Annotated in this window: 11 protein-coding genes and 1 pseudogene; 9 read left to right on the top strand and 3 right to left on the bottom strand. The window is 60.4% G+C overall.

The genetic code is table 11. The annotated features are described in order from the left end of the window. Positions 1-19 precede the first annotated feature (19 nt). Positions 20-696, bottom strand: a pseudogene (gene istA, locus BLS91_RS20585) (IS21 family transposase); the annotation flags it as partial. Between the two features lie 451 nt (positions 697-1147). On the opposite strand from istA, the gene BLS91_RS08225 reads away from it, so the two are divergent. Then, positions 1148-1699 carry a type IV toxin-antitoxin system AbiEi family antitoxin domain-containing protein gene (locus BLS91_RS08225; protein ID WP_092340252.1) on the top strand — a complete coding sequence of 184 codons (552 nt, stop codon included), beginning with the start codon at positions 1148-1150 and terminating at the stop codon, positions 1697-1699. A 148-nt stretch (positions 1700-1847) separates the two neighbouring features. Here BLS91_RS08225 and BLS91_RS20955 read toward each other — a convergent pair whose 3' ends face one another. Both BLS91_RS20955 and BLS91_RS19580 read right to left on the bottom strand, forming a co-directional pair. After that, positions 1848-1982 (bottom strand): hypothetical protein, encoded by a 135-nt coding sequence (locus BLS91_RS20955; RefSeq protein ID WP_276326792.1) that lies wholly within the window; start codon positions 1980-1982, stop codon positions 1848-1850. Positions 1983-2060: 78 nt separating this feature from the next. Continuing rightward, positions 2061-2399, bottom strand: coding sequence for a hypothetical protein (locus BLS91_RS19580; RefSeq protein ID WP_134505237.1), 339 nt, complete (start codon positions 2397-2399; stop codon positions 2061-2063). Between the two features lie 609 nt (positions 2400-3008). Here BLS91_RS19580 and BLS91_RS08220 point away from each other — a divergent pair. The 8 genes from BLS91_RS08220 (at position 3009) to BLS91_RS08180 (ending at position 12024) form a co-directional block, all read left to right on the top strand. Continuing rightward, positions 3009-3266 (top strand): helix-turn-helix domain-containing protein, encoded by a 258-nt coding sequence (locus tag BLS91_RS08220; RefSeq protein ID WP_092340251.1) that lies wholly within the window; start codon positions 3009-3011, stop codon positions 3264-3266. A 62-nt stretch (positions 3267-3328) separates the two neighbouring features. Next, positions 3329-4675, top strand: a complete 1347-nt coding sequence (locus BLS91_RS08215) for a type II toxin-antitoxin system HipA family toxin (protein WP_159433837.1) — start codon at positions 3329-3331, stop codon at positions 4673-4675. 674 nt (positions 4676-5349) lie between these two features. After that, positions 5350-5931 carry an IS110 family transposase gene (locus BLS91_RS08210; protein ID WP_159433836.1) on the top strand — a complete coding sequence of 194 codons (582 nt, stop codon included), beginning with the start codon at positions 5350-5352 and terminating at the stop codon, positions 5929-5931. Continuing rightward, the gene (locus BLS91_RS08205) at positions 5897-7108 is read left to right on the top strand and encodes an IS4 family transposase (protein ID WP_092340506.1); all 1212 of its coding nucleotides are present in this window, start codon (positions 5897-5899) and stop codon (positions 7106-7108) included. Before BLS91_RS08210 ends, BLS91_RS08205 begins: the two co-directional genes overlap by 35 nt. A gap of 326 nt (positions 7109-7434) precedes the next feature. Next, the gene (locus BLS91_RS08195) at positions 7435-8832 is read left to right on the top strand and encodes an IS1380 family transposase (RefSeq protein ID WP_092340247.1); all 1398 of its coding nucleotides are present in this window, start codon (positions 7435-7437) and stop codon (positions 8830-8832) included. Between the two features lie 318 nt (positions 8833-9150). Next, positions 9151-10134 (top strand): UDP-N-acetylglucosamine 4,6-dehydratase (inverting), encoded by a 984-nt coding sequence (pseB, locus tag BLS91_RS08190; RefSeq protein ID WP_092340246.1) that lies wholly within the window; start codon positions 9151-9153, stop codon positions 10132-10134. A 10-nt stretch (positions 10135-10144) separates the two neighbouring features. Then, complete coding sequence (locus BLS91_RS08185; protein WP_092340245.1) at positions 10145-11272, top strand: DegT/DnrJ/EryC1/StrS family aminotransferase; 1128 nt, start codon at positions 10145-10147, stop codon at positions 11270-11272. After that, positions 11269-12024, top strand: a complete 756-nt coding sequence (locus BLS91_RS08180) for a cytidylyltransferase domain-containing protein (protein ID WP_241983087.1) — start codon at positions 11269-11271, stop codon at positions 12022-12024. Before BLS91_RS08185 ends, BLS91_RS08180 begins: the two co-directional genes overlap by 4 nt. Positions 12025-12079 lie beyond the last annotated feature (55 nt).

Genomic DNA, 12079 nt, shown 5'->3' with positions numbered 1-12079 from the left:
GCCCATGTCAGGACCCCTGGTACCGGGACTCCGACCGGTAGTGCAGCTTGAACGCACCGAACAGTTTCGTCTCGATGACCTTCCTGCCGACCCGGCGCCCGATGCCGGTGGCGTTGTCAAAAACCAGGGTCCGGGGTACGGCGCCGATGTGATCGAACACGGTGCGCAGCCCATGACAGACGCACTCGGCTGTTTCGCCGCGGTAGGCCTGCACGAAGCGCATATTCGAGAACGGGAACGTGACGACGAAGATGTGCAGAACCTGCCGGACCCGGCGATGATGGCCTCGGCCTGCCCAAAGTCGACCTGCGCGGTGCCGGCCGGCCAGACCAGCTCCGTGAACCCCTCCCCGGCGTGCCGGTGCTGCGCCTTCCACTTCTTGACGAAGCGTTGCACCGGGGAATAGCTGCCGAGGTAAGCTCGCTCGGCGACCAACCGGTCAAAGACCCGCTGGGCGGTGTGGCGTTGCTTACGCGGCCGCCGCCGGTCCTCGCCCAGCCACCGCTCCATGGTCTCTTCAAACCCGGTTAACACCGACCCGGCCGGCCTCGGCACGGGAGTCGGCGGCTTTGGCGAGTAGTCCTGCTGAACGGTGTATTTCGTCACCGAATCACGGCTCACCCCCAACCGGCGGGCGATTTCACGGCCCGCGATTCCGTGGGAGTCGAGAGTTCTGATATTTTCTTGCACGGACATGGGTACCGTCATCTGCTTCCTGGTTCCTTCCGGCGCGACCGCTTGGCAGTAGCTACGCCTTAAGGAACCTATCGAGGGGTGGCGGGCCCATGTCTCCAACACTCTGGAGAGGGCCCCGGCCACCGGGTGATCTCAAACCCTGCGCACCCCCGAAACCACCGTCGTGGCGGGGAATTGCCTGGCCTGATAATTAGCGCTCTTTCGGCAGGAAACCAGCCACTAACTTGGCAGGAATCCAGCGCCGAAACGGCCTACAAAGAGTTGATCACACACAGGAATCAGAGCGGATGCCGCAGCTCCGACGATGCCGCCACCCGCTGGTCGAGGCGCGAGGTACGAGGTACGAGCGAACGAAACCCCGCCAGCTCCCTTCGCCCGGACACATGCACAGTTCGAAGTCAAAGCTCTACCGAAAATGGTATTGGTTTGACACTCCTCGAGAGGATGTGAGATGAGCGTCCAGGACCGCCTGTGGGACATTGCCATCGAGCAGTATGGCTACGTGACGACGCGCGATGCCAAAACCATCGGGGCTGGCGCGATCGACTTGACCAAGTTGGCCCATCGCGGGCAACTCGCTCGTGTCGCGCACGGCGTCTACCGATTTGATCAACTCCCGGTAACCGCTCGTGATGAGTTCATGCTCGCGGTGCTCTGGACCGGGTCCCTTCAGGCCGCGTTGAGTCATGACACGGCTCTCGCCGCGTACGACCTGTGTGACATTAATCCCAACAAGATCCACCTGGTCGTCCCCAAAGAATGCCGGATACGGCGCCACGGTGGAGACGACTACGTTCTGCATCGTGCCGACCTCGCTCCGGACCAGATCGGCTGGTGGGAGGGCATCCGCACGGTCACCGTTCCTACGGCTATCGACCAAGGGATTCAGAGCGGCGTTCCCAGTCGACTTCTGGACCAAGCCATCAGCAACGCCCGGGCTCTGGGCCGCGTCACCGACCAAGAGCACTCCCGGCTGGTCCGGGCATTAGAAGAGCGAGCATGACCGTGAATCCATTGAATGATCTCCCGGACAAGGACAGGCGACCCTCAAGCGCGGCGGTGCTCAATCGGTGGGTTCAGGATGCCCAGAAACTTGCCGGTGGAACCGGCGACAGAGCCGGATGGATTCTCGCGTCCCCGAAACAGCTTGGTCAGGGTCCAAGCAGCGCCAGTGGCACGACGGCAACGCCGTCCTGCCGGCGGTACGCGTGTGAACCGGTGTAAGTGAGCACCATGTCGGTGAGGTCTTCTCCGAGTTGCTCTTTGAGCCACAGAAGGCGGCGCACGTCGCTGCTGAATGGATTGGTGCATTTTTTGGTGCTGCGCTCCCGGTCAGGAGGAAGCGGCTGGTTCTCTGTGTGTCATCAACGGCACGCCGAACGAGGTCCCAGACCGGCGGGTGCCGCTGCCATTCGTCGATGAGAACCGGCTGCTGGGATGTCTTGATGATGTCGGGGGGACGCGCGGATGCGCTCGAGGTCGTTGAGTGCATCCATCCGAAATATGGTCGCGACGCGACGTTCGGCGGTAGCAGTCTTGTCGACGCCTTTGGGACCCTCGAGTGCGATTGCCGACAGCGCCGGAAACAGATCGTCCAGCTCTGTGTCGATGACTCGGCGTGAATAGCCCGTCTGGTTATTCTCGCTAACACCCCCATTGATCACGGCTTTCAATCTGACGTCCTTCCTGCGCTCGTAGTCCACGATAGATTTTGCTCACATTCCACGCTGCATTTCTTTCATGTCTCGCGCTGCACTTGGTGGCGAGAAGGCCCTGCCCGGTGCGATGGAATTGCGACCCATCGAGCTTCTCCCCGCCCGTGAGAGAACGTCGGGTACTTGTCCCCACGATCAAGCGAACACGCCAGTAATCCCGCCATGGGCTTCAAGTCAAACGCGACCCAGATGCCGATGCCGCGGTCAGCTGCTGCGACTGCGCCTGCGAACGTGCCCTTCCCGAGCAGGTCGCCCCATGTCGTGCCCGTCAATCGTGGAAGTCTGACGCATTCCCGCTGTCAACGCGACCCTGCCTGCGAAACGCCCCCTACGCTGGTCGAGCGAAGCCGAGACCGCCATCGACCAACGCGACCTGCCCACGGAACCCGCCAGCCCTGCCGACACCGTCGGCAACAAACTGGGTCATTGCATGCAGTGCCATAACGGCCTTGGCGTCCGAGATATTCACAACGGCACGGTGTCGCGAAGAATGTTTTGATAGCTCAAGTCCGTTTTTTCCGATATAGTGAAAGCTATAGCTATCAGAAGGAGGCGAGCTAGTTGGTCCAACGCAGTTCCGTTCGGCAAGAAAGGCTCATGCGAAACTTCGGGTCGAACATCCGACGCTGGCGGAGAGTAAACGGCATGTCCGCGACCACCCTCGCGGCAAGGGCCTTCATTACCCGTGAGACACTCCGAAACATTGAAACCGGAATCGGAACTCCTCGAATCGACTCTCTTTTCGCGGTTCTGACCGCACTTGGTATCGCCGATACAGTCGTCGCGGCGGTTGACCCCTATAACAACGACGCCGCCCGCGCCAGAATCGACGACCTTCTTGGAACCGGAGGGTGATTGTGCCTGCCATCAATGAGGCACACGTTTTCCTTGCACTTGGCGATGACACTCCGACCTTCGTGGGTGTGCTCAAGCCGTCGTTCGGCGGAGGCAGGAACGTGGCATCCGCGTCATTCCAGTATGACTCCGCCTACCTGTCGCACCCGCGCGCCTATGCGATCTCGCCAGAGCTTCCCCTCGGCTCCAAGCGCACGTTCACGCCAGAGAACATGGCAATCTTCGGTGCTTTCGCTGACGCGTCTCCGGACATGTGGGGAAAGAAGATCATCCAGGCCAATCATTCATTGAGGTTGGAAGAGGAGCCCGGTCTTGAGCGCGGACTGGGGGACTTCGACTTCCTCGTGAAGGTCTCCGACTTCACCCGCATGGGAGCGTTGCGCCTCAGAGCGCCAGCCGGAGGTAAATGGCTGGCGAGTGATTCCGAGGCTGCGAACATTCACGAGCTCGAGAAAGTCATAGCGGCCGCACGGCGCTATGAGGACCAGATCGCCAGCGACGAAGACCTGGCGTATCTCGCGGACATTGCTACTAGCCCTGGCGGAGCGCGTCCCAAAGCGAACGTCATCATGGAGTCCGGCAACTTAGCAATTGCCAAGTTGCCGCATTCGAAAGACGGCAACATCGACGTCGAAAGTTGGGAGGCTCTCGCGCTGACACTGGCCGCCAAAATCGGAATCCGCACACCGGGGTTCATCCATAGGCGGGCTGGAACCGAAAAGTCGGTTCTTGTTGTTCACCGGTTCGACCGTATCGGTGACCGTCGCCTCGGATACATGTCCGCGTCGACGGCGATGGAGGTCGGCTCCTTTAGCGAGGGCAGCGCCAGCTATCAAGACTTCGCAGACACCGTCAGTGAACTCAGCTCCCAACCCACAACCGACTTGCATGAGTTGTTCACACGGGTTGCACTCACCGTGCTCATCAACAACGTGGACGACCATTGGCGCAACCACGGGTTCTTGCATGACGGGTCGGGCTGGCGGCTTTCACCTGTTTTCGACGTGAACCCGAGCACCTCCCATTCGGTGAGCTCTCGGGCGATCAATGAGACGGACGACCCGAGAAACCGTGACATTCGAAACCTCGCCTCCGTGGCCGAGAGCTTCAACCTCACCAAGCGCCATGCCCGCGAAATCATCCACAACGTGGCTGTTCACGTCGAAGAATGGCCAACTATCGCGGCCTCGATGGGAATTCCCGCGCAGCAGCAGAAAACGATGTCTCGAGCCTTCGACACTCACCAGATTTCTATGGCGCGCGACTTCTCACCAGGAGCAACGCCAGCAGTCGTCGACCTGGTGCGGCCCGCGGAAACGGCTCCTGCTGGCGCCGTGTGGGTCTCGCCGCACCTGAGGGACGGCGCCGAGGTGGCCGGCCATTGGCGCTCCCCGAGAGGCTCGCATTAATTCACAGGGCTCTCGTCGTTAGAGCCGGGGCGACACTGGCCCCAGTTTCGTTCAGCGTTAACACGTGTTCAGCTCTATCTGTTCGAAGCAGTGAAAGTTCTCTATGGTCAGCGCGTCGATATGCCAATCGCGTGTTCAGTTATGCGATCAGTTTATGGCACGCCTTTGACGACGGGCCCTATGACGGATGCAACGTGCCTCAGCTGCGTCGTCGTCCCGCGTCCCTCACGCATGCAACAAACTGGGTCAGTTAGTTGCCTTCGCCACGACAATCAAAGCGGATGCTGCAACTCCCGCCGGTCCTAGCGGGACTTCCCGTCTGGGGATGCGCTCGTCCATGGGCCGCACGGGCGTATGTTGGGACTGTGAGACGATCAACGCATCAGGCCGGGTCGCGGCTTGACCCGTGTTGGGATTGACAGCTGGCGTCATCGCCGGCGTGTCCTTGCGTTGATCTGTCGGCCGCGACCGGGTCTGGTGCCTGAAGTTTCACCTGGCCAAGCCATGTCCCAATAGGGGCCTTTCCGTGGGCGTTCGCTGCCGGCGTGTATCGTCACAGTCCTGACTGACTTCCTCTCGTGGAATTGCTCGTCAACACCCCATGAAAGGCAGCCATGAGATCACCCGTTCTGAAGCACCCGCGAAAGTCGCGACCAGCGCTCCACGGTGAAGGGGTGATCCTTGGCGTAGACACACACAAGGATGTCCACGTCGCGGCGATCCTGACGATCGCGGGAGTTCTTCTAGCGACCCACAGCTTCCCAACGACACGCGATGGCTACGCGGCGACATTGGAGTGGGCCCACCGGTTCGGGGACGTGAACGCGGCCGGTATCGAATGCACCGGCTCAAGCGGTTCCGCACTGATGAAATACCTCCAAACCCAGAACGTGACAGTGTTCGAGGTGAATCAACCAGACCGAGCACTGCGGCGCAAAGCCGGGAAAACAGATGCCGTTGACGCTGAAGCCGCGGCCCGGGCAGTCATCGCCGGCCGGTCCTTGGCCACGCCGAAAACCGGTATCGGTGCCGCCGAAGACCTACGCCAAATGCGGTTGGTGAAATCGTCAGCAGTGAAGGCACGAACGACCGCGATCAACCAGCTCAAAGGCCTCGTTGTCGGCGCAGAGCCAGCACTGCGCGATCAGCTCCGTGGACTCAGCACGAAAGCCCTCAGCCTCAATACCGTTCAGTTAAGCATTCTCGTGTTACGTTGTGGTTATGGCGCGTACAGGGTGGGTGAAGCCGGTCTCTGACCGTCGGTTGTCGGATTTGGTGTCTGTGGGTTTGTTGACCCGTGTGTTCCCGGCTGATGTCATCGACGAGGTGGTTCAGGCCGCGGGGCGGACTGAGCAGCGTAACCGGGCGTTGCCAGCGCGGGTGATGGCGTATTTCTCCATCGGGATGGGTCTGTATGCCGAAGCGTCCTACGAGGATGTTTTTGCTCAGCTGACGGATGGGTTGTCGTGGTCAACGGGCTGGTCGGAGACGTTTGCGCCGCCGTCAAAGTCGGCCATCTTTCAGGCGCGTCGACGGCTGGGGTTTGAACCGGTGCGGGACTTGTTTGCCCGCGTAGCCCGGCCGCTGGCTGGGCCTGACACGCCGGGGTCGTGGTTGGCTGGGCGGCGTCTGATGTCCATTGACGGAACGATCCTGGATCTGGCCGACAGCGTGGTGAATACGGAGTTCTTTGGCCGGCCACCGGTGAGTCGTGGGGAGCAGTCTGCTTTTCCGCAGGCACGCCTGGTGGCGCTGGCCGAGTGCGGAACGCATGCCGTTCTGGACGCGGTGATGGGCCCGTGCACGACATCGGAAATTGAACTCTCCCGGGAGCTGGCCGGCCGCTTCACGCCGGGCATGCTGGTCCTCGCCGACCGCGGTTTCTACGGTTTCCGGTTGTGGGCTCAGGCGGCAGCGACGGGCGCTGATCTGCTCTGGCGGGTCAAGACGAACCTCCGTCCCCGGTTCCAGGAGACCCTCGATGACGGGTCCTGGCTGGCAACGATCATTCCGACCTCTGGCACGGGGCGGCAGTCGACGACACCGTTGACGGTTCGCGTCGTGGACTACACGATCGACGACGGACGCGACAATCCCGACTCCTACCGGCTGCTGACCACGATCCTGGATCCGGCCGAGGCCTCGGCCGAAGAACTCGCGACCGCGTACTCCGAACGGTGGGAGATCGAGACGGTGTTCGACGAGTTGAAAACCCATCAACGCGGCCCGCGCACGGTGCTGCGCTCCAAATCCCCCGACCTGGTCAAGCAGGAAATCTGGGGCCATCTGTGCTGCCACTACGCGATCCGCACCCTCATGGTCGAGGCCGCCCAGCACGCTCACCGCGACCCTGACCGGGTCTCTTTCGTTGCCGCACTCCACATCGCCCGCCGCTCCGTGGCACAGGGCGATTTTTCCCCCTCCGCACCCTGACCACGCCCAAGCAGTCTGGCGTCATGCCATCCGCGCCCTCGTTCGAAGGCTGAATCCCGCGCGCCGACGACGATCAAGCCCTCGCGTCATCAAACGCAAGGTCTCGAAATGGCCCGCCAAACGCTTCCACCACGCCCACTGGCCACAACCCGCTCACGAGCCAGAAATCACCATTCAAGTGCTTAACTGAACGGTATTGGCCTTAGCCTCGATCCACCGATCGGGATCGGGATCTAGCGGCGCGTTAAACCGAGAATGCCTCTCGGATCAGGGAAAATTTAGCTTGTCTAGAACAAATTTTCAACGATTCGGAAGGCATCTCGTAGATGCAAGTTTCTCACACCACTGGCGCTGTTTCCGCTTCATTTGACGACCTGAATTTGGTGTCGGCGGCCGGGCTGGTCCCGATCATGAAATTGGCCGCGACGGCAGGCCTGCAGCGCTTGGCCGATCAGTGGCTCACGGTCCCGACCGATAAAGGAGCCAACGCCGGCCTGAAAGTAGCCTCGCTGGTTGGTGGCATGGTCGCCGGCTCGGACTCGATCGATGACATGGCGATCCTCCGACATGGCGGTATGCGCAAAATCTTCACCGCCTGCTACGCCCCGTCCACGCTCGGATCATTCCTGCGATCGTTCACCTTCGGGCATATCCGCCAGCTCGATGCCGTCGCCTCACGATTCGTCCGCAACCTCGCCACCGAAACACCCCTACTGACCCGCAACAGCAGCACCGACGGCTACGTTTTTCTCGACGTTGACGACACCATCATCGAAGTGCATGGTTACCAAAAGCAAGGATCCGGCTACGGCTACTCCGGCGTGCGCGGCCTCAACGCCCTCCTCGCCACCGTCCGAACCGAGGAGTCCGCACCGATCATCATCGGCCAACGACTACGCCGCGGCGCCTGCGGGTCACCGCGCGGTGCTCGTCGCATGGTCAGCGATAGCCTCGCTACCATCAAACGCCTCCGCGGACTCGAAGAAGCCCTCGTACTTTTTCGCGCTGATTCCGCCTTCTACGGACACGCCGCCATCAGCGCGGCCATCACCGCTGGCGCGGACGTGTCAGTGACGGCCCGGATGGATCCCGCCGTGAAGAAAGCCATCGAGACGATTCCCGACACGAGCTGGACCGCCATTGAATACACCAACGCGATCTACGACGAGGCGACGAAAACGTGGATCAGCACCGCGGAAGTCGCCGAAATTCCCTTCACCGCGTTCACATCCCGCAAGAAGAGCGAACACATCACCGGTCGTTTGGTCGTGCGGCGAATCCCCGAATTGAACAAGAAAGACGTTGACCAGCCCACCCTGTTCGACACGCACCGGTTCCATGCATTCTTCACCACCAGCACTCTCGACACCGTCACCGCCGATAAAACCCACCGCGCTCATGCCGGCATCGAGCTCGTCAACGCCGACGTCAAAAACAGTGCGTTGGCTCACCTGCCGTCGGGGGTCTTCACGGCCAATGCCGCCTGGCTGGTCCTGGCCGTGATCGCTTTCAACCTCACTCGCGCCGCCGCGACGATCGCCGGCAACGGTCTCGCCCGTGCCACCACCGCGACGATCCGCCGGAAATTGGTCAGCGTCCCTGCACGTCTCTCAACCTCAGCGCGGCGCCTCACTCTGCACCTGCCCCAGGACTGGCCGTGGAAGAAACCGTGGGCCACCCTTTTCAACCGTAACTTCCGGCACGAGCAACCCGCCTCCACCTGACCAACCAGCCGACATCGGCATCAACAGGACTGAAAGTGGAACACCCGGCATCGAGGCCGACGTTCAAACGCGCCCGAAAACGCGAATCACACTCAAATCAAACTCGACAGCACGTCACAGGTCGGCCGGTGGATCGAGGTTTAGAGGCTCCTGATATTCACGCCTGAGCGCGCGCGACTCGTTTCCCTTATCTCGGTGGAGGCTGCTCGGGCACGATGAACAGACCGCCGAGGTTCGCTGCAATAGACTGGGCCAATCGCTGAAGATTTTGGGGGGAGCGTCTGCTGCCCTACGTGCGCGCAGAAATAAAGGAAACAAATGTCAATGCTTACTGGGGCAACTGTCCTCATTACTGGTGGTACTGGGTCGTTGGGGAAGGCTCTCACCCGAGAGCTTTTGGACAATCACGATGTTCGACGGCTTATCATCTTGAGCAGAGATGAGCTCAAGCAGTTAGAGTGCCGAACGCTGTTCAACGATGACCCCAGGCTCCGGTGGTTCATCGGTGACGTTCGTGACCGCCACAGACTGATGAGAGCCTTTCACGGAGTCGATTTTGTCATTCACGCAGCAGCGCTGAAGCAGGTCGATACGGCCGAGTACAACCCGTTCGAATTCGTTGAAACCAATGTTCGCGGTTCACAGAATGTCATTGACGCGGCAATTGATAGCGGCGTGAAGAAGGTCGTGGCGTTGTCCACGGACAAAGCGTCTAGCCCGGTAAATATGTACGGGGCAACGAAGTTGTGTGCAGACCGTCTCTTCATTACCGCTAATCATTATGCGGCAGCTTACGAAACGCGTTTCAGCGTAGTTCGTTACGGTAACGTGAGCGGCTCGCGGGGAAGTATTCTCCCCATTTGGCGCCAGCTCGCTTCCGAGGGAAAGTCCCTTCCCATCACAGACGATCGAATGACTCGATTCTGGATCACTCTTCCACAAGCCGTGAAGTTTGTTCTCGATTCGTTCGAGATCATGTCCGGTGGCGAACTGTATGTCCCGCGTATCCCCTCGATTCGCATTCCTGATTTGGCAGAAGCTGTGGCTCCAGGAGCCAAGACTCACGAGATCGGTATTCGCCCGGGAGAAAAGCTCCACGAAGAGATGATCGCCATGGATGACTCGCGTCGCACCGTGGCGGTTGGTGACCGTTATGTGGTGATGCCGCACATCGCCGGCTGGGGCTATACGGTGCCGGAAGGCGCAATTCCCGTTGCGGACGGATTCAGCTTCCAATCGGACTCGAACGAAATGTGGCTGTCCGTCGAGCAACTTCGCGAGTTGATGGAGAACGTGGATTGAGGCCGACCTGATGATTCCCTATGGGCGGCAGTCGATCAACGCCAGCGATCTGAAGGCAGTGGCCGACGTGCTTCAGAGCGACTGGCTAACAACTGGTCCGGCCGTGATCCAGTTCGAAGAGGCCATCGCGGAGTATGTGGGAGCGAGGGCGTCCATTGCAGTGAACTCAGGGACGTCAGCGTTGCATGTTGCGTACGCGGCGGCAGGTATTCGTGGCGGCGATGAGGTCATCACGACGCCCCTCACCTTTGTGGCCACCGCCGCCACCGCTGCGCTCCAAGGCGCGCGGATAGTTTTCGCTGATATCGACGAGTCGACGGGGAACCTGTCTCTGGAGGCAGCGCGTGATGCTGTCACGCCGAGAACTCGAGCCATCACTGCAGTCGACTACGCCGGCGTTCCCGTGGACGGTCGAGCGTTCTCGGACCTCGCCCACGAGTCAAATGCACTGTTTATTGAGGATGCCGCGCACGCGATTGGATCGACGCGGGCGGGTCGACGAGTCGGTGAGCAGGCAGACATCACTACGTTCTCGTTCTTTCCAACGAAGAACATGACCACCGCAGAGGGTGGCGCGGTCGTCGCTCTCGATAGTGAGGTCGAGCTGGCTGGCCGCCGATTCAGAAACCATGGGTTAGTTCGTGAGAGCGACTTATTGCGGTGGCCGAACGAGGGCGCGTGGCATCAGGAAGTTCACTCATTTGGACTGAACTATCGACTGCCCGATGTGCTCGCGGCGCTGGGACTTAGCCAGCTCAAAAGGCTGGAGACATTCAAACAACGTCGGGCCGAGGTTCACCGCCAATATAATGAGGCGTTTGCCACAGTGGACGGTTTGCGAATCCCCGGATGTCCCACCGACGCTAGTCCGACGTGGCATCTCTATCCACTGCGAGTCCCTGCCGACCGGCGGCGGGAGATATTCGATCGACTTCGAGCTGCCGGCGTCGGTGTTCAGGTGAATTATATTCCTGTCTACTGGCATCCCGTTTTCGCGGACTTGGGATACCGGCGGGGCCTGTGTCCCGTCGCCGAGGAGTATTACCGCCAAGAGATTTCGTTACCGATGTACGCGGGCCTTGCCAACGATCAAGTTGAACGCGTGATTGAGACAGTTCTTCAGATCGTTGAAGGATGAGCACTACCGCGAAAGTATCGGATTCGATGAATGTCATCGCCGTAATTCAGGCTCGGATGGGGTCGGCAAGACTTCCCGGCAAAGTCCTCAGTGACCTCGGTGGTCGGCCGGTCCTCGAGTGGGTGATTCGCGCAGCGAGAGCATCCAACGTGGACGATGTAATCGTCGCGACGTCGGTTCATGGTGACGACCAGGCCATTGTCGACTTATGCCGGAAACTGGGCGTTCGAGTCGTGTGCGGCGACGAGCAGGACGTTTTGTCGCGTTACATCGTCGCTCTCGAGGCGGGTGGAGCGGACGCTGTGGTCCGGCTCACGTCGGATTGCCCCCTGCTGGATCCTGAGCTGATAAACCAAGTGGTTGCAGTTTGGAGATGTAATCCAACCTTGGACTACGTATCAACGACACTGAACCGTACCCTTCCACGTGGACTTGATGTTGAGCTCGCCGCGGCGGGGGCCTTACGGCAGGCTGATGCGCGAGCTGTTGGTTATCACCGGGTTCACGTGACGAGTTCGCTCTACGAGTTGGACGCCCCGTACGCGTGCGCGGGACTAATGTTCCGACCGGCGTACAACCAGTTCCGCGTTACTCTTGACGAAGAAGCTGACGCTATAGCATTGGCGCAGCTAGTGGAAATACTCGGCGATCAGCCTCCAGCATGGCGCGACGTCGTCAACGCACTCGTCAGGCATCCCGAAATCGTCGCTATCAACGCGGGAGTCGAACAGAAGACCTTGATAGAGGGATAATGCATGTTTTAGTTCGCTGCGACGCAAGCAAAGAGGGCGGCGTCGGGCACTTGAT

The sequence above is a fragment of the Cryobacterium flavum genome (genome assembly GCF_900103805.1).
GTDB classification, from domain to species: domain Bacteria; phylum Actinomycetota; class Actinomycetes; order Actinomycetales; family Microbacteriaceae; genus Cryobacterium; species Cryobacterium flavum.
Note: the sequence above shows the minus strand (reverse complement) of the source record. Positions and strands in the feature narration are given on the sequence as shown.

Coding starts and splice junctions, on each gene's coding strand:
- BLS91_RS08195 (WP_092340247.1), top strand. CDS start 7,435: ATGCAAGTTTCTCACACCACTGGCGCTGTTTCCGCTTCATTTGACGAC.
- BLS91_RS08225 (WP_092340252.1), top strand. CDS start 1,148: ATGAGCGTCCAGGACCGCCTGTGGGACATTGCCATCGAGCAGTATGGC.
- BLS91_RS08180 (WP_241983087.1), top strand. CDS start 11,269: ATGAGCACTACCGCGAAAGTATCGGATTCGATGAATGTCATCGCCGTA.
- BLS91_RS08185 (WP_092340245.1), top strand. CDS start 10,145: ATGATTCCCTATGGGCGGCAGTCGATCAACGCCAGCGATCTGAAGGCA.
- BLS91_RS08205 (WP_092340506.1), top strand. CDS start 5,897: ATGGCGCGTACAGGGTGGGTGAAGCCGGTCTCTGACCGTCGGTTGTCG.
- pseB (WP_092340246.1), top strand. CDS start 9,151: ATGTCAATGCTTACTGGGGCAACTGTCCTCATTACTGGTGGTACTGGG.
- BLS91_RS08220 (WP_092340251.1), top strand. CDS start 3,009: ATGCGAAACTTCGGGTCGAACATCCGACGCTGGCGGAGAGTAAACGGC.